Annotated in this window: 15 protein-coding genes; 2 read left to right on the forward strand and 13 right to left on the reverse strand. The window is 71.4% G+C overall.

Going from position 1 to position 17019, the window contains the following annotated elements:
- Positions 1–435 precede the first annotated feature (435 nt).
- Positions 436–2721, forward strand: a complete 2286-nt coding sequence (locus ACFWGN_RS08965; RefSeq protein ID WP_377616689.1) for a DEAD/DEAH box helicase — start codon at positions 436–438, stop codon at positions 2719–2721.
- Between the two features lie 91 nt (positions 2722–2812).
- Here the strand turns inward: ACFWGN_RS08965 and hisD are convergent, their stop codons facing one another.
- Complete coding sequence (gene hisD / locus ACFWGN_RS08970; protein ID WP_377616570.1) at positions 2813–4138, reverse strand: histidinol dehydrogenase; 1326 nt, start codon at positions 4136–4138, stop codon at positions 2813–2815.
- 93 nt (positions 4139–4231) lie between these two features.
- On the opposite strand from hisD, the gene ACFWGN_RS08975 reads away from it, so the two are divergent.
- Complete coding sequence (locus ACFWGN_RS08975; protein ID WP_056648870.1) at positions 4232–4459, forward strand: RNA-binding S4 domain-containing protein; 228 nt, start codon at positions 4232–4234, stop codon at positions 4457–4459.
- 130 nt (positions 4460–4589) lie between these two features.
- Here the strand turns inward: ACFWGN_RS08975 and ACFWGN_RS08980 are convergent, their stop codons facing one another.
- From ACFWGN_RS08980 to ACFWGN_RS09035, 12 genes are all read right to left on the reverse strand, one after another.
- On the reverse strand, positions 4590–4997 hold the full coding sequence (locus ACFWGN_RS08980) for a pyridoxamine 5'-phosphate oxidase family protein (protein WP_191804040.1): 408 nt from the start codon (positions 4995–4997) through the stop codon (positions 4590–4592).
- A 170-nt stretch (positions 4998–5167) separates the two neighbouring features.
- Positions 5168–8725, reverse strand: a complete 3558-nt coding sequence (gene dnaE / locus ACFWGN_RS08985; RefSeq protein WP_377616571.1) for a DNA polymerase III subunit alpha — start codon at positions 8723–8725, stop codon at positions 5168–5170.
- A 202-nt stretch (positions 8726–8927) separates the two neighbouring features.
- Positions 8928–9407, reverse strand: a complete 480-nt coding sequence (locus ACFWGN_RS08990) for a GNAT family N-acetyltransferase (RefSeq protein WP_377616572.1) — start codon at positions 9405–9407, stop codon at positions 8928–8930.
- A gap of 55 nt (positions 9408–9462) precedes the next feature.
- Positions 9463–10401 (reverse strand): RluA family pseudouridine synthase, encoded by a 939-nt coding sequence (locus tag ACFWGN_RS08995; protein WP_191804034.1) that lies wholly within the window; start codon positions 10399–10401, stop codon positions 9463–9465.
- On the reverse strand, positions 10401–11195 hold the full coding sequence (locus ACFWGN_RS09000) for a signal peptidase II (RefSeq protein ID WP_377616573.1): 795 nt from the start codon (positions 11193–11195) through the stop codon (positions 10401–10403). Before ACFWGN_RS09000 ends, ACFWGN_RS08995 begins: the two co-directional genes overlap by 1 nt.
- A 101-nt stretch (positions 11196–11296) precedes the next feature.
- Positions 11297–11758: a TraR/DksA C4-type zinc finger protein gene (locus ACFWGN_RS09005; RefSeq protein WP_191804029.1), complete on the reverse strand. Its 462-nt coding sequence runs from the start codon at positions 11756–11758 to the stop codon at positions 11297–11299.
- 162 nt (positions 11759–11920) lie between these two features.
- The gene (locus ACFWGN_RS09010; RefSeq protein ID WP_191804027.1) at positions 11921–12577 is read right to left on the reverse strand and encodes a DivIVA domain-containing protein; all 657 of its coding nucleotides are present in this window, start codon (positions 12575–12577) and stop codon (positions 11921–11923) included.
- A gap of 166 nt (positions 12578–12743) precedes the next feature.
- The gene (locus tag ACFWGN_RS09015; protein WP_191804025.1) at positions 12744–13034 is read right to left on the reverse strand and encodes a YggT family protein; all 291 of its coding nucleotides are present in this window, start codon (positions 13032–13034) and stop codon (positions 12744–12746) included.
- 26 nt (positions 13035–13060) lie between these two features.
- On the reverse strand, positions 13061–13546 hold the full coding sequence (locus ACFWGN_RS09020) for a cell division protein SepF (RefSeq protein ID WP_056648854.1): 486 nt from the start codon (positions 13544–13546) through the stop codon (positions 13061–13063).
- 143 nt (positions 13547–13689) lie between these two features.
- Complete coding sequence (locus ACFWGN_RS09025) at positions 13690–14475, reverse strand: polyphenol oxidase family protein (protein ID WP_377616574.1); 786 nt, start codon at positions 14473–14475, stop codon at positions 13690–13692.
- A gap of 4 nt (positions 14476–14479) precedes the next feature.
- Positions 14480–15805 (reverse strand): cell division protein FtsZ, encoded by a 1326-nt coding sequence (gene ftsZ / locus ACFWGN_RS09030; RefSeq protein ID WP_377616575.1) that lies wholly within the window; start codon positions 15803–15805, stop codon positions 14480–14482.
- 221 nt (positions 15806–16026) lie between these two features.
- Positions 16027–16839: a cell division protein FtsQ/DivIB gene (locus tag ACFWGN_RS09035; protein ID WP_377616576.1), complete on the reverse strand. Its 813-nt coding sequence runs from the start codon at positions 16837–16839 to the stop codon at positions 16027–16029.
- Between the last annotated feature and the right edge of the window lie 180 nt (positions 16840–17019).

Consider the following 17019-nt stretch of genomic DNA (forward strand, 5'->3'; position numbering starts at 1 on the left):
CTGTCCACCACCTGTCCGGCCATGAGGCCCGGTGCGGTCCGACGGATCTCCGTGGGACCGCGCCGGGCCGAACTCGTGGCGCGTCACCGCGCGTCACCGCGCGGCGCCGCACGGCGCCCCGCCGGCGACCGGCCTGTGCACCGAGCACGCGGTGTCCCACCCTGCGCCTACGATCGCTGGGTGACCTCGTTCCCCCGTGACCAGCACGACCCGTACGCAGACCTCCCCCCCGACTTCGCGTCGGAGCCACCTGCCGACCTGTACGACGAGCCCCCGGTCCCCGACGACGCGGGGGCCGCCCCGCGGCGCGCGCACACCGGCGCGGGCGCGGCCCGCCCGTCGCCCACCGCGACGGAGCCCGCCGCCGAGCCGTCCCCCGGTGCGGCGTCCGACGCCGTCGCGGCGGCCGACGCCGCGCGGCTCGCCAAGGTGGCCATGCTGCGCAGTCTCCTCGAGGGCAAGGACCTGCGCGAGGAGGCAGAGACCGCGCTGCGCTCGCTCGTCGGTCGCGAGGACGCGAAGCTGCGCGACGACCAGTGGCTCGCGATCGAGGCCCTGGTCGCGTTCCGCCGTCGGGCCCTCGTGGTCCAGCGCACCGGGTGGGGCAAGTCGGCCGTCTACTTCGTCGCGACCTCGCTGCTGCGCTCGCGGGGCGCGGGGCCCACGGTCATCGTCTCGCCTCTCCTGGCCCTGATGCGCGACCAGATCTCTGCCGCGGCCCGCGCCGGGATCCGTGCCGTGACGATCAACTCGTCGAACATGACCGAGTGGGACGAGGTGCACGCCGCGATCGCCGCGGGAGAGGTCGACGTCCTGCTCTGCTCGCCCGAGCGGCTCAACAACCCCGGCTTCCGTGACGAGGTGCTCCCCCGGCTCGCTGCCGACGCGGGCCTCGTGGTCATCGACGAGGCGCACTGCATCTCGGACTGGGGCCACGACTTCCGTCCCGACTACCGCCGCATCCGCACGCTCCTGGCCGACCTTCCCCCGGGCATCCCGGTGCTCGCCACGACCGCGACCGCCAACGAGCGCGTGACCGCCGACGTCGCCGAGCAGCTCGGCGTCACGGGCGCGTCGGTCGCCGCCGCGGCGAGCGGGACGGGGGCCACGGAGAACCCGGGCGCCCCGCGCGAGGACGTGCTCGTGCTGCGGGGCGGTCTCGACCGCGAGTCGCTCCACCTGGCCGTGCTGAACCTGCCGGACCAGCCGAGCCGCATCGCATGGCTCGCCGAGACGCTCCAGGACGTGGACGGCTCGGGGATCGTCTACTGCCTCACGGTCTCGGCCGCCGAGCAGGTCGCGAGCCAGCTCCGCGCGGCCGGCCTGGCCGTGGCCGCGTACACGGGCCAGACCGACACGACCGAGCGCGAGCAGCTCGAGGCCGACCTCAAGGAGAACCGCGTCAAGGCGCTCATCGCGACCTCGGCGCTCGGCATGGGCTTCGACAAGCCGGACCTCGCCTTCGTCGTGCACCTGGGCGCCCCTTCGTCTCCCATCGCGTACTACCAGCAGGTCGGTCGCGCCGGGCGTGGGGTGGACAGCGCGGTCGTGGTGCTGCTGCCCGGCGAGGAGGACCGTCGCATCTGGGAGTACTTCGGGTCGCTCGCGTTCCCGGCCGAGCGTCAGGTCCGCGAGACCCTCGCCGCGCTCGAGGCGGGGGGCGGGACACAGTCCGTCGCGGCCCTCGAGACGCAGGTCGACCTCAAGCGCTCACGCCTCGAGACCATGCTCAAGGTCCTCGACGTCGACGGCGCGGTCCGTCGCGTCAAGGGCGGCTGGATCTCGACGGGTCAGCCCTGGGTCTACGACGCCGACCGCTACGCGCGCGTCGAGCAGACCCGGCTCGCCGAGCAGCGCTCGATGATCGACTACGAGGCCACGACGGGCTGCCGCATGGCGTTCCTGCGCGCTGCCCTCGACGACCCCGAGCTCGAGCCCGGCTGGAAGTGCGGTCGCTGCGACCGGTGCGGCGGGGTCGACCTGCCGGCCGCTCCCGACGCCGAGGCGGTTTCTGCAGCGCGCGCCGACATGGACCGACCGGGCGTCGAGGTCGTCGCCCGCCGCCAGTGGCCCACGGGTCTCGACCGGCTGGGCCTCGACCTCAAGGGACGCCTGTCCCCCGAGGAGCTCGCGTCACCGGGCCGGGCCGTCGCCCGCCTCGACGGGCTCGGCTGGTCGGGCCCGCTCCGGGAGCTCTTCGCCCCGGGCGTGCCCGACGGCGAGACTCCCGTCGCGCTGCGTCGCGCGGCCGCGCGCGTGCTCGACGAGTGGGACGCGCTCTACACGACCCCTCCCGTGTCCGACGACGAGGCGGCACCGGCCGACGGTGCCGCGGCGGCCGACGGGACCGGGACTCCCACGCGCAAGCTCCTGCTCGACGGCGTCGTGTCGGTGCGGTCGGCCACGCGCCCCCTGCTCGTCCAGCACCTGGCGGGCGGGCTCGCGCGCTACCTCGAGCGACCGCTCGTCGGGAGCATCGGCCCCGTGCCGGGGCACGAGCAGCCCGGACGGCACGACGTGAACTCGGCCATGCGCCTGGCGGGGGTCGTCGAACGTCTCCGGCTCGAGCTCTCGGGCCCCGCGATGGCGGGCCTCGCGGGTCGCCGCATCCTCCTGGTCGACGACTACACCGACTCGGGCTGGACCCTCACGGTCGCGGCCCGACTGCTGCGCCAGGCGGGCGCCGCGGCGGTCTACCCGTTCGTGCTCGGGGTGCGCTGACGTCCTGCTCCCGACGCCCGAGGGCGGGGCGCAGGACCGGAGAGACTCTCCCGTCCTGCGCCCCGCCCTCGTCGTCTCGGGGGTGCTTCTCCTACTGGAAGCGCGCCTTGATGGCCTCACCGTGGGCGGGCAGGTCCTCGTCGTTGGCCACGGCCACGATGCGGTCGGCCAGCTCCTGGAGCGCGTCGGCCGAGTACTCGACGACCTGGACCGCACGCAGGAAGCTGTGCACCCCGAGCCCGCTCGAGTAGTGCGCGCACCCGCCGGTCGGCAGGACGTGGTTCGACCCCGCCATGTAGTCGCCCAGGGGCACGGGCGAGTAGGGGCCGACGAAGATCGCGCCCGCGCTCTGCACGCGCTCGGCCACGGCCGCGGCGTCGGCCGTCTGGATCTCGAGGTGCTCGGCACCGTACGAGTCCACGACGTCGAGGCCCTGCTCGAGGTCGTCGACCACGATGATCGCCGACTGCGGGCCCGACAGTGCCTGGGCAACGCGCGCAGCGTGCTTGGTCTCGGGGACGAGGTCCACGAGCCGTGCGTCGACCGCGGCCGCGAGCTCGACCGACGGTGTCACGAGGACGGCCGCGGCGTCGGGCGTGTGCTCTCCCTGGCTGATGAGGTCGAGCGCGACGTGCGTCGGGTCCGCGCCGCCGTCGGCGAGGATCGCGATCTCGGTGGGGCCCGCCTCGGAGTCGATGCCGACCACGCCACGCACGAGCCGCTTGGCGGCCGCGACGAAGATGTTCCCCGGGCCGGTGATGACGTCGACGGGCTCGCACAGGTAGTCGCCGTCCTGCGGCTCGCTGCCCGCGGCACCGTAGGCGAACATGCCGATCGCCTGGGCCCCGCCGACCGCGTAGACCTCCTGGACCCCCAGGAGCGCGCACGCCGCGAGGATCGTGGGGTGCGGCAGGCCGTCGTTGTCGCGCTGCGGCGGGGAGGCGACCGCGAGCTCGCGCACGCCGGCCTCCTGCGCTGCGACGACGCTCATGATGACCGACGACGGGTAGACCGCGATCCCGCCGGGCACGTAGAGGCCCACGCGGCGCACCGGGATCCAGCGCTGACGGACCTGCGCGCCCGGGGCGAGGTCGACCGCGAACGGCTGGGGGCGCTGGGCGGCGTGCACCGTGCGGACACGACGGATCGCCTCCTCGAGCCCGTCGCGCACGAGCGGGTCGAGGGTCTCGAGCGCCTGGGCCATGCGCTCGGCCGGGACCCGCAGATGGACCGGACGCACGCCGTCGAACCGCTCGGAGAGGTCACGCAGCGCCGAGGCGCCGCGCAGGCGGACCTCGTGCAGGATCGGAGCGACCTTCTCCGCGGCGTCCTCGACGCCGATCTCCGGACGAGGCAGGATCTCCGTGAGCTCACGGGGAGACAGGGAACGACCACGCAGGTCGATGCGATTGATCACCGACCCATCGTAGGCCGGGCCGCGAGCCCACCTCCAGGCCATTCAGCAGGTGGTCAGTTCCCCGGCGCCTCCCGGACGCGAGAGAATGGGTGCATGACCACGACACCCACGGTGGAGATCACCGACGACGTCATCCGCCTCGGCCAGTTCCTCAAGCTCGCGAGCCTCGTCGAGTCGGGCGCCCACGCCCGTGACCTCATCTCCGAGGGAGAGGTCAAGGTCAACGGCGAGGTCGACACCCGTCGCGGCCGACAGCTCCGCAAGGGAGACGTCGTGACGGTCGACGTCCCGACCGGCGAGATCGGCGCGATCGTCGGTTGACGGGACCCGGGCGCGTCCCGTCCGGGGAACCGGACCGGGCGCGCGCCGGGCGGGCTGGGCCGGCAGCCGGCCCGGAGGATCCGCCACGCCCCGGGCGTCCGCTCAGGACGCCCCCAGCCCCTCGGGCGTCTCAGAACGCCATGTAGCTCGAGCTCATGACCTTGTCGGCGACGATCCGCAGGACCACCCGGTGCGGGTTGACCCGCGGCTCCTTGTAGCGCTTCGTGTACCGGCGCACGGCCTCGGCGACCTCGTCCGGGTCGCGCGAGAGCGAGACGGTGCCCTCGAGCGTGATCCAGCGTCCACCCTCGACCTGGCAGACCGCCGCGCGCGGATGTCCACCGTCGGGCGTGAGCCGCTCGGCGTTGAGCGCCTTGACCGACGTGTCGTTCGTGGTGATGCGCACGACCCCCGACTCGGGGTCCCACGTGAAGCCCACGGGGACGACGTGCGGGCTGCCGTCCTCTCGGAGGGTGGTCAGGGTCGCCAGGTGGCGCTCGGTCACGAACACGCGCTGCTCAGGGGTCAGGTGGATCACGACGGCGAGTCTACGTCGGCCCGGCCGAGCGCCCCGCCGGGCGGGACGCTTCGCCGGACGCACCGGACACGCAGCGCGGCCCTCGGTCGGACGGCCGGCCCGGCCCCCCTGCAGGGCGCCAGGCGTGACGGCCCGGCCCGCAGGCCAGGCCGTCCCTCGTCACCGTCCGGTCACACCGTGAGGCAGCTCGGACCGAGCAGAGCCTTGAGGTCGCCGTACAGCGCGGGGCTCTTCTCGACCCGTAGGGTGTCCTCGAGGCGCATGACCTTTGTGCGCCCCGGGCTCGTGAGCTTGAGGTGCACCTCGGTCACACCGGGATGCGTCGAGAGGATCTCGCGCAGCCGCTCGACGACGGGCTGGGTGCAGCGCGACTCGGGCAGGCTCACGAGCACGGGGGTCTCGGCGACCGTCGAGATGTCCGGGAGCGAGACCTCCATGGCCTGGAGCTGCATGGTCTCGTCGCGGCGCCGCACGCGGCCGCGGAGCACCACGACCTGGTCCTCCGCGAGGATCGTGGAGTAGGCGAGGTAGGTCTCGCCGAAGAACATGACCTCGACCCCGCCCTCGAGGTCCTCGATCGTGACCGCGGCCCACGGGTTGCCGTTCTTGCTCATCTTGCGCTGGAGCGAGGTGATGAGCCCCGCGATCACGACGGTCGACCCGTCGGGGCGCGCCTCGTCGGCCATGAGCGCCGCGATCGACGTGTCGGCGGCCCGGGTCAGGACGTGCTCGAGCCCCGACAGCGGGTGGTCCGAGACGTACAGGCCCAGCATCTCGCGCTCGAACGCGAGGCGCTGCTTCTTGTCCCAGTCCGGGATGTCCGGCACGTCGACGCTGAACGACATGGCCGGGTCCTCGGCACCCAGGTCCGCGAAGAGGTCGAACTGCCCCTTGGCCTCCTCGCGCTTGACGCTGATGACCGAGTCCACGGCCTGCTCGTGCACCACGAGCAGCGCGCGCCGCGCGTGGTCGAGCGAGTCGAACGCTCCCGCCTTGATGAGCGACTCGATGGTCCGCTTGTTGCAGACCACCGCGGGCACCTTGTCGAGGAAGTCGGTGAAGGAGCCGAACCTCCCCTTGTCCTCGCGCGTCGCGACGACCGCGTCCACGACGTTGGCGCCCACGTTGCGCACCGCCGTCAGGCCGAAGCGGATGTCCTTGCCGACGGCCGTGAAGTTGGCCGACGACGAGTTGACGTCCGGCGGGAGGACCGTGATCCCCATGCGTCGGCACTCGTTGAGGTACAGGGCCGACTTGTCCTTGTCGTCCCGCACGCTCGTGAGCAGCGCGGCCATGTACTCGGTGGGGTAGTTGGCCTTGAGGTACGCGGTCCAGTACGAGACCACGCCGTACGCCGCGGAGTGCGCCTTGTTGAACGCGTAGTCCGAGAACGGGAGCAGGATGTCCCACAGCGTCTTGACCGCGGCCATCGAGTAGCCGCGTTCCTTCATGCCGTTCGAGAAGCCCTCGAACTGCTTGTCCAGCTCGGACTTCTTCTTCTTGCCCATCGCACGGCGCAGGATGTCGGCCTGACCGAGCGAGTACCCGGCGACCTTCTGCGCGATGGCCATGACCTGCTCCTGGTACACGATCAGGCCGTACGTGGTCCCCAGGATGTCCTCGAGGGCTTCCTCGAGCTCGGGGTGGATGGGAGTGACCTCCTGCATCCCGTTCTTGCGCAGCGCGTAGTTGGTGTGCGAGTTGGCACCCATGGGGCCCGGGCGGTAGAGCGCGCCCACGGCCGAGATGTCCTCGAAGTTGTCGGGGCGCATGAGCTTGAGCAGCGTCCGCATGCCGCCGCCGTCGAGCTGGAACACGCCCAAGGTGTCGCCGCGGCCCAGGAGGTCGTACGTCTTGGGGTCGTCGAGCGTCAACGACTCGAGCTCGACCGGGTCCTTGCCGTTCATCACGATGTTCTCGAGCGCGTCGTCGAGGATCGTGAGGTTGCGCAGCCCCAGGAAGTCCATCTTGATCAGGCCGAGGCCCTCACAGGTGGGGTAGTCGAACTGCGTGATGACCGCGCCGTCCTGGAGGCGACGCATGATCGGGATGATGTCGATGAGCGGCTCGCTCGACATGATGACGCCGGCCGCGTGCACGCCCCACTGGCGCTTCAGCCCCTCGATGCCCTTGGCGAGCTCGACGACGCGCTGCGCGTCGGGGTCCGCCGCGTGGATCTGGCGGAACTCGTCGGCCTCGTTGTAGCGCTTGTCGTCCGGGTTGAAGATCCCCGTGAGCGAGATGTCCTTGCCCATGATCGCGGGCGGCATCGCCTTGGTGAGCTTCTCCCCCATGGCGAACGGGAAGCCCAGGAGCCGCGAGGAGTCCTTGAGCGCCTGCTTGGCCTTGATGGTTCCGTACGTGACGATCTGCGCCACGCGGTCCTCGCCGTACTTCTCGGTGACGTAGCGGATGACCTCGCCGCGCCGACGCTCGTCGAAGTCGACGTCGAAGTCGGGCATGGACACGCGGTCCGGGTTGAGGAAGCGCTCGAAGATCAGGCCGTGCTGCAGGGGGTCGAGGTCCGTGATGCGCATCGCGTAGGCCGCCATGGACCCCGCTCCCGAGCCACGGCCGGGCCCCACGCGGATGCCGTTGTCCTTGGCCCAGTTGATGAAGTCGGCGACGACGAGGAAGTACCCCGGGAAGCCCATCTGGACGATGACCTGGGTCTCGTACTCGGCCTGCTTGCGCACGGCGTCCGAGATGCCGTCCGGGTAGCGGTAGTGCAGGCCCTTCTCGACCTCCTTGATGAACCAGGAGGTCTCGTCCTCCCCCGGCGGGCAGGGGTAGTTGGGCATGTAGTTGGCCGAGGTGTCGAAGCTGACCTCGCACTGCTCGGCGATGAGCAGCGTGTTGTCGCAGGCCTCGGGGAGCTCTTTCCAGATGTGCCGCATCTCGGCGGCGGACTTCACGTAGTAGCCGTCGCCGTCGAACTTGAAGCGGTCGGGGTCCGCGAGCGTGGAGCCGGAGTTGATGCACAGCAGCGCCTCCTGGGAGTGGCTGTCCTCCTTCTTCACGTAGTGCAGGTCGTTGGTCGCGACCAGGGGCGCACCGATGGTCTCCGAGAGCCGCAGCAGGTCCTTGATGACCCGGCGTTCGATGTCGAGCCCGTGGTCCATGAGCTCGATGTAGAAGTTCTCCTTGCCGAACACGTCCTGGAGCTCGCCGGCGGCCTGCACGGCAGCGTCCCACTGGCCGAGCCGCAGCTTGGTCTGGATCTCGCCCGACGGGCAGCCCGAGGACGCGATCATGCCCTTGCCGTAGCGCTCGAGCAGGTCACGGTCCATGCGCGGCCACTTGCCCATCTGGCCGTCGAGCGACGCGAGCGAGCTGGCCCGGAAGAGGTTGTGCAGCCCTTCGTTGTTGCGGGCCCACATCGTCAGGTGCGTGTACGCGCCGCGGGCCGAGACGTCGTCGGACTCCTGCCCCTTCTCGCCGAACCGCACGCGCGTCTGGTCGAACCGGCTGGTGCCGGGCGTGACGTACGCCTCGACGCCGATGATGGGCTTGATGCCGGCCTGGGTCGCCTTGGACCAGAAGTCGAACGCCCCGAAGATGTAGCCGTGGTCCGTGGTCGCGATGGCCTTCTGCCCGAGGCGCGCGGTCTCCTCGAAGAGGTCTCCGAGCCGCGCGGCGCCGTCCAGCATCGAGTACTCGGTGTGGACGTGGAGGTGGACGAAGTCGTCGGACTTCTGGGTGCTTCCAGGGGTGGCGGCAGACGGCATGCGACGAGTCTAGATCGAGCCACCGACGCCCCTCGGCGTGTCGCGTGCCGGTGGCCGCGTGTGCCTTCTCTCATGCCTGCCCGACGGCGCCGCGAGCCTCTCGCTCTCGGCGCGCTGGGGCGCGGACCAGCCCGCGAGAGCGCGACGACGGCCCGGCACGTCGGCCGGGTGCGGCAGGGAGCGCCCCGACCGGGCGACGACCTCAGTCGTGCGAGCGGAGCGTCTTCGCGGCGTCGCGGTGGTCGATCCCCGCGTCGAGATAGACAGGTCCGTGCACCTCGTAGCCGAGGCGCTCGTAGAACCCCGAGGCCTGGGTCTGGGCGCTGAGCTCGATCCGCACGGCTCCGCCCACTGCGTGCTCGGCGAGCGCGATCTCCTCGAGCGCACGCATCACGGCGGCACCTGCTCCGGTCCCCCGGGCGCTGCGTGCCACGGCCACGCGCCCGATGTGCACCTCGCCAGGGTGCGCGGGGTCCGTGAGCAACCGTCCGGTCCCGACGACGGGGCCCTCGCCGGGCTGCTCTCCCGCGCGGACCAGGACGTGCGTGGTCGTGGGGGCGAAGTCTGCGTCGTCGATCTCCTCGGCGAGCGGCACCTGCTGCTCTCCCACGAAGACCTCGAGGCGCAGCGTGTGCGCCGCCTCGAGCTGGGCGGGCGTCGTGACCCGCTCGGTCGTCAGCACCCTGTGCCCTCCTCGATGTCCTGGTGGCTCGCAGCGGGCCACGTGCACGCGGCGCTCAGGAGTACGCCCCGCGCACGACCTCGAGCGCGTGCGCCAGGTCCTGCGGGTACTCGCTCGTGACCTGGGTCCACTGCCCCGTCGACGGGTGCTCGAACCCGAGCTGGACCGCGTGCAGCCACTGTCGCGTGAGCCCGACCTTCTTGGCCAGCACCGGGTCCGCCCCGTACGTCACGTCGCCGACGCACGGGTGGCGCAGCGCCGAGAAGTGGACGCGGATCTGGTGGGTCCGGCCCGTCTCGAGGTGCACCTCGACGAGCGAGGCCGCCGGGAGCATCTCGAGGACCTCGTAGTGGGTCACCGAGGGCTTGCCCTCGGCCACGACCGCGAACTTGTAGTCGGCCGAGGGGTGACGCCCGATCGGCGCGTCGATGGTGCCCGTGGTGGGCTCGGGGTGCCCCTGGACCAGCGCGTGGTAGACCTTCTCGACCGTGCGCTCCTTGAAGGCGCGCTTGAGGACCGAGTACGCGAGCTCGCTCTTGGCGACGACCATGAGCCCCGAGGTGCCGACGTCGAGCCGGTGCACGATCCCCTGGCGCTCGGCCGCCCCCGACGTCGAGATCCGGTACCCCGCGGCGATCAGGGCGCCGACGACCGTGGGCCCTGTCCAGCCCGGCGACGGGTGGGCCGCGACGCCCACGGGCTTGTCGATGACCACGACGTCGTCGTCGTCGTACACGATCTTCATGCCGGGCACGGGCTCGGCGACGACCTGCACGCTCGACGTGTCGGGCTCGTCCGGGATCTCGACCTCGAGCCAGGCCCCGGCGACGAGGCGGTCGGACTTGCCGACCTCCCGTCCGTCGACGCGGACCCCGCCGTCGCCCGCGATCTCGGCCGCCCGGGTGCGGGACAGGCCGAGCAGACGGGCCAGGGCCGCGTCGACGCGCTCGCCCGCGAGGCCGTCGGGCACCGGCAGCGCACGGACCTGTGCCATCAGGACACCGTCCTCGTGGTGGGAGCGTCCGGCCCCTCGGCCGCGTCCTTCTCGTCCGGAGTGGCCTCGGCCTGGCCCGCCGCCGCAGAGGGGACCTCGTCCTTCTCTTCGGGCTTCACGTCGGGCTTCTCGTCGGGCACGGCCGGTGCCCCCGGTGCTCCGGACGACCCCGCGGACGTCTCCGAGGCCTCACCCTCGCCCGAGTGACGCTGTCCGTCGATGCCGATGCCCTGGATCGAGAGGATCGCGATCATCACGGCGGCGCCCACGACCGCGATGTCGGCGACGTTCCCGATGAACAGGTCGCCGTACCCGATGAAGTCGACCACGTGCCCCTGCGCCACGCCGGGCGCACGGAAGATCCGGTCGATGAGGTTGCCCAGCGCACCACCGAGCAGCAGCCCGAGGGCGACGGCCCAGCCGCGCGAGCCGATCCTGCGCATGCTCCGCAGGATGAACACGACCACGACGATGACGACGATCGTGAGGATCCAGGTGTACCCCGAACCGATCCCGAGCGCCGCGCCCTCGTTGCGGATGAACGTGAGGTGGAGCCACCTTCCGAGCAGCTCGATCGTCGGCTCGCCCTCGAGCTGCGCGACGGCCCAGATCTTGGTGGCCTGGTCGACCAGGATCACGAGAGCGGCGAGCACCCCGACCCACAGGACGAGGCGCCGCGAGGTGGCGGCCGCACGTGTCGGGACGACCGTGGAGGGAGCCGCGGACCCGGGCTCGGCGCCGCCCTGCGACGGGTCGGCGGGCACGGGCTGCTGGGGAGAGGGAGTCGATGGCATCGGCGGCAAGTCTGCCATGTCCGACCGGCTCCCCACGATCCGGGGACGACGAAGGCCGTCGTCCTCTCGGGACGACGGCCTTCGCGTGCTGCGGAGTCCCGTCAGCGGCGCTCCTCGCGCTGCTTGGCCTCGACCGACAGGTTCGCCCGCGGGTAGGCCTGCAGGCGAGCCTTGCCGATCGGGTGCCCGGTCGCCTCGCACGTCGCGTAGGTCCCGGCCGCGAGCCGGTCCAGGGCGTGCTTGGTCTGCTCGAGCAGGTCGCGCGTGTTGTTCACGAGCGTGAGCTCCTGCTCGCGCTCGAGCGCGCTGGACCCGGAGTCCGCCTGGTCGTCGCCGGCACCGTCCCCCGAGTTCCGCAGGAGCTCCGAGAGCTCCTGGTCCGCCTCGGCCAGCTCGCGCTCGAGACGGTCACGCTCCTCGAGCAGGGTCGCTGCCTGCTCCTCTGCCTCCTTGAGCGTCCACGGCTCCTCGCCCTCACGCACGGGGAAGGACTTGACGTCGCGAGCTAGGTGCGGGAACTGCTGACGTACTGCCGCGCGCGTCGCGGTACTGAGCTTGGTCATGTCGCCCCTCCGGTTCGAGTTGCGGTGAGAGTAGACGCCGCCCGCCGGTACGCACAACGCACCACGCCGGAGGACCCGGGTGGTGCGTCGTGACGGACCGACCGGCGGCGTGACCTCGAGGTCCGCACGCCTGGTGTGATCGTCTGCCAGGTGGCAGGCGGACTAGATGCCCGCGCTCAGGTCGCTCGAGCGACCTGCGCCGGAGCCGCTGCGCGGCGGGAGTGCACTGCCTCGGTTGTCGAGGTCCCCCATGAGGTTCTGGAGGTAGCTCTTGAGCCGCGTGCGGTAGTCACGCTCGAAGAGCCGCAGCTCGTCGATCTTGCGCTCGAGGAGCGAACGCTCCTGCTCGAGCTGGGAGAGCGTGCGGTGCGAGGTCTCCTCGGCCTCCTGCACGATCCGGGTGCCCTCTTCCTTGGCTTCCGCGATGAGGCGGTCACCCTCCTGCTGGCCCGAGCGCACGTAGTCGTCGTGCAGCTTCTGGGCGAGCTGGAGCATGCCGGTCGCGGACTCGGGCTCGCCGTTCAGCTTGCCGGTGACCGCCGCCGAGATCGGCGCGACCGGAGCGGGCTCGGGGGCCACCGGGGCGTCCACCACGGCAGGCTTGGCCGGACCCGAGGCGTCCGCGCGGCTGAGCTCTGCGACGCGTCGCTCTGCTGCAGCCAGCTTGGTCTTGAGGTCGTCGTTCTCCTCCTGCACGGAGTTGAGCGTCCTCACCACCTCGTCCAGGAAGTCATCGACCTCTTCGACGTCGTATCCTTCGCGGAACTTCGTCGCGGAGAACTTCTTGTTCAGGATGTCCTCTGCTGTCAGCAGTGCCATCGTCTCACCTCAATGCGTTTGCGCCGTCAGTCCGAGCGATCTCGAGATCGCCACAGTCCAAAGTAGCGGAGATTGTCAGAGGAGGCGGCCTCGCCCGGCGCCCGCTGCGCGGGCGCCGGCGTCAAGATCGCCGGGTTGTCAGTTTTCTACGTGTTTGGAGGCGCCCTCAGGAAGCGAGGTACCTCAGGAACTGTGCCAGGAACGACACCGCGAGGAACAGCACGATGAATGCGAGGTCCAGCCGCACCTGACCGAGGGTCAGCGGTGGGATGACCTTGCGCAGTGCACGCAACGGCGGGTCCGTCAGCGTGTAGATGGCCTCGGCCAGGACGAGCATCACGCCGCGCGGACGCCAGTCCCGGGCGAAGACCTGCACCCAGTCGAAGACCACGCGACCGATCAGCACGATGAGATAGAGACCGAGGACGAATGCCAGCAGAGCGAAGACGAATGTCACGGGGTCAACTGTGCCAGATCCCGCGGTCAGCTCTGGTTGTAGAAGCCGGCCCGGGTCACGGGAGGCTCCGGGGTCTGCTCCTCACCGGTGATCTCGACGTGCTCGGGCGAGAGCAGGAAGACCTTGTTGGTCACCCGCTCGATGGCGCCGTGCAGACCGAAGATGAGACCGGCGGAGAAGTCGACCAGGCGCTTGGCGTCGGCGTCGTCCATGTCGGAGAGGTTCATGATGACCGGCGTGCCACCGCGGAAGGCTTCCCCGATGACGCGGGCGTCGTTGTAGGAGCGCGGGTGCACGGTCGTGATCCGGCGCAGCTCTGCGGCTGACATGCTCGTCTGGGGTACCTCTCGTGGGGCGACCGTACGGTGCAGTGGGGTCACCTGAGCCTGGTAGTCGTGCGGCACGTCGGCCCCCAAGTCGTCGTACTCGTCGATGAACTCTTCCTGCTCGTCCTCGCCTCGATCATCAGCGAGGCCCAGGTAAAGCATGGTCTTGCGAAGCGCTCCGGCCATCGCCCTCTCTCCGTCCTCATGTCGACTGCTGGTTCCGTGCTTTGCACGCTAGCCCAGCCCCGGAGACCGGCAGGATGCGACACGCCCGGGAAAGGTCAACAGGCTCGAGGGTGAGAAACGGCACGTCGGCACCGCGCGCAGGGTCAGACGAGGGCCACGACCCCGGCGAACCGGCCCGTCGTGACACCGGCGCGCGTCGCGAGACGGTGCGAGTAGAACCGGTGGTCCTCGAGGGTGCAGATCCCGGTCGGGACGACGTCGGCGACCCCGGCGGCGAGCAGGTCGGCGACGACCCCCGCCGGCAGGTCGAGCGCAGGAGTGCCCCAGCTGGTCGTGGACGCGGTGGCCGGACGCCCGGACGCGACCTCGTCGCGCAGGGCCGCGGGCACCTCGTAGCAGCGTCCGCACGCGGAGGGGCCGACGACGGCACGCAGCTTCTCGGTCCGCGCACCCTGGGCGACGAGCGCCCCGAGCACGGTGCCGACGACCCCTTCGGCCAGCCCTTGCCGGCCCGCGTGCGCGACCCCGACGACACCTGCCTCGGCGTCCGCGAGGAGCACCGGGACGCAGTCGGCGACGAGCACCCCGAGCCCCAGACCACGTGCGGCGGTGACGAGCGCGTCGTACTCACCGCACGTCTCGGCCCCCGCGCCCGTCGCGCTCCGCGACGCCCGGTCCTGGCCCGAGAGCACCCGCACCTCGACCCCGTGGACCTGGGTCCCGAAGACGAGGGGTGCTCCGAGCCACCGGCCGAGCGCCTGACGATGGACGAGGACACGCTCGGCGTCGTCCTGGACCCCGAGGCCGAGGTTGAGACCGTCCCACGGCGCGGGCGAGGTCCCGCCCGCACGGGTCGTGAACGCAGCACGCACCCCCGGCCCGAGGTCGACCTCGAGAACCGGGGGTGCGGGGAGTGCAGGATCGAGCACGGCGCTACTTGAGGAAGTCGGGGACGTCGAGCTCCTCGACCTTGCGACGGACGGGCTCCTCGTCGTAGAGGCGAGGCACCTCGACCTGTGCCGACCGCTCGGCCGCGGGCCGCTCCGCGTTCTGGTTGTCCTCGCTGGGGACGACACTGAACGTCGGGATCGCCGCCGGGTAGCCGGCCGAGACCTGAGCCGCCCCGCCGCCGAAGGTGACCGGGACGTCGTCGGGCTCCGAGGCGATGGGGACGACCGGACGGGGCAGCGTGTGGCTGCCCGTGGTGGTCGGCACCGCGACGGGGCGCTGGGCCTGGACGGGCTGTGCCGGCTGCGCCGCGGGCGCCCCGGCGAGCTGCCCAGGAGCCCGCGAGTCCTTGCGGACCTGGGGCGTGCCGCCGTCGAAGCCTGCGGCGATGACGGTCACGCGGACCTCGTCGCCCAGCGCGTCGTCGATCACGGCACCGAAGATGATGTTCGCCTCGGTGTGCGCGGCCTCGTGGACCAGTCGCGCCGCCTCGTTGATCTCGAAGAGCCCGAGGTCCGAGCCGCCCTGGATCGAGAGGAGGACGCCGTGGGCGCCGTCGATGCTGGCCTCGAGCAGCGGCGAGGAGATCGCGAGCTCCGCGGCCTGGACCGCGCGGTCCTCGCCCCGTGCCGAGCCGATGCCCATGAGGGCGCTGCCCGCCCCCTGCATGACCGACTTCACGTCGGCGAAGTCGAGGTTGATCAGACCGGGGGTCGTGATGAGGTCCGTGATGCCCTGGACACCCGAGAGCAGGACCTGGTCCGCCGAGTGGAACGCGTCGAGCGCCGAGACGCTGCGGTCCGACATCGACAGGAGCCGGTCGTTCGGGATGACGATGAGGGTGTCGACCTCGTTGCGCAGGGCCTCGATCCCCTGGTCCGCCTGGACCGAGCGGCGCCGGCCCTCGAACGTGAAGGGGCGCGTGACGACACCCACGGTCAGGGCTCCCAGCGACCGCGCGATGCGCGCGACGACCGGCGCGCCGCCCGTGCCGGTCCCGCCACCCTCACCGGCCGTGACGAAGACCATGTCGGCGCCGCGCAGGACGTCCTCGATCTCCTCGGCGTGGTCCTCGGCGGCCTTCTTGCCGACCTCGGGATCCGCACCGGCGCCCAGCCCACGCGTGAGCTCGCGCCCGACGTCGAGCTTGACGTCCGCGTCGGACATCAGCAGCGCCTGCGCGTCGGTGTTGATGGCGATGAACTCGACGCCCTTGAGACCGACCTCGATCATCCGGTTGACGGCGTTCACGCCACCACCGCCGATGCCGACCACCTTGATCACTGCTAGGTAGTTCTGCGGAGTTGCCACGTCAATGCCTCTCGATCCTGTAGCCCTCAACCTTCACCCTCAACTAGAGGGTTATAGTTATGTCAGGTTGTGCTGTGTCGACGGTAGGTGCCCGACCTGGTCCTATCAACGACCCGCCCGCGCGTGTCGGCGAAAACCTGCCGCGTGGGCCATGTCTCACCCCGGTGCCACCGACCTCCGCGAGCCCCCGGCGAGGCCCTCCCCCAGGGCCGGGGCCACGGTCATCGGGTGATCGGCATCGTGGGGGCCGACACGTCGTAGAGCGTCACGCCCTGGTTCTCCGGCAACGACCTCAGGGTCTGCAGCACCTTGACCTTGAGGGCCGCGTCCTCGCCGTTGCCCCACTCCACGACCGCGCCGTCGCGCAGCCTCATCTCGACCGCGTCCTGCGTCCCCGCCGTGACCTCGGCGACCTCGGCCCGCAGCTCGGGCGGGAGCGCGTTGAGCACGATGCGCGCGGCCCGCAACGACCGGGCCCCCTCGTCGTCCAGGCTGACCCCGATCTCGGGGATCCCCTCGGGCACGGCCTCGACGGTCAGCACCTGGACGCCGTCGCGGTCGAGCAGCACGTAGGACCCGTCGTGCGGCACCGCGGCCACGGGCTCCCTCGACTCGAGGGTCACGCTCAGCCCGTCGGGCCACTCCCGCAGGATCGTGACGTCCCGCACGCCGTTCAGGGACAGGATCTGCTCGCGCAGCCCGATCGTGTCGACGCGCGGCAGAGGCACGTCCGACACACCCGACACGACCTGCTGCACCTGTGCGACGTCGATCACGGTCCCCTCCCCCGTGATCTCGATCTTCTCGGGGTCCGTGCCGAGGACCGGGGAGAACAGGACGACCCAGGCGACGGCCGCGACCGCGAGCACCGAGGCGACCCAGATCAGGATCGTGCGTCGCACGCGGTGGCGGCGCATGGCCGCCTTCTCCGCGAGCCGGTCGGCCATCCCGGTCGAGACGACCCTGTCGGTCGGCCGCGCGGTCGACCTGCCGCCCGCGACCCCCGACGGCGGCCCGGGGACCTGTCCCGTCACGGGACGGCCACCGGGCTTCCGGGGCAGCGGTCGAGAGGGGCTGACCGGGACGAGCTCCTGGCCCCGGAGCTCGAGGGGCTGCGTGAGGGTCTCGTCCGGCGCCGCGACCCGCTCCGTCCCCGGGCGCGCCTGAGCGTCCCGCGCGACCCGAGGTGCCGGTCGCGGGGTCGCAGGACGCGG

Origin of the sequence: Oerskovia sp. NPDC060338, assembly GCF_042726295.1 — a bacterium.
GTDB lineage: Bacteria > Actinomycetota > Actinomycetes > Actinomycetales > Cellulomonadaceae > Oerskovia > Oerskovia merdavium.

Excerpts from the sequence above, each read along its gene's own strand:
- ACFWGN_RS08965 (WP_377616689.1), top strand. The coding sequence starts at position 436 with ATGCTGCGCAGTCTCCTCGAGGGCAAGGACCTGCGCGAGGAGGCAGAG.
- ACFWGN_RS08975 (WP_056648870.1), top strand. The coding sequence starts at position 4,232 with ATGACCACGACACCCACGGTGGAGATCACCGACGACGTCATCCGCCTC.
- dnaE (WP_377616571.1), bottom strand. The coding sequence starts at position 8,725 with ATGCCGTCTGCCGCCACCCCTGGAAGCACCCAGAAGTCCGACGACTTC.
- ACFWGN_RS08995 (WP_191804034.1), bottom strand. The coding sequence starts at position 10,401 with ATGGCACAGGTCCGTGCGCTGCCGGTGCCCGACGGCCTCGCGGGCGAG.
- ACFWGN_RS09000 (WP_377616573.1), bottom strand. The coding sequence starts at position 11,195 with ATGCCATCGACTCCCTCTCCCCAGCAGCCCGTGCCCGCCGACCCGTCG.
- ACFWGN_RS09005 (WP_191804029.1), bottom strand. The coding sequence starts at position 11,758 with ATGACCAAGCTCAGTACCGCGACGCGCGCGGCAGTACGTCAGCAGTTC.
- ACFWGN_RS09010 (WP_191804027.1), bottom strand. The coding sequence starts at position 12,577 with ATGGCACTGCTGACAGCAGAGGACATCCTGAACAAGAAGTTCTCCGCG.
- ACFWGN_RS09020 (WP_056648854.1), bottom strand. The coding sequence starts at position 13,546 with ATGGCCGGAGCGCTTCGCAAGACCATGCTTTACCTGGGCCTCGCTGAT.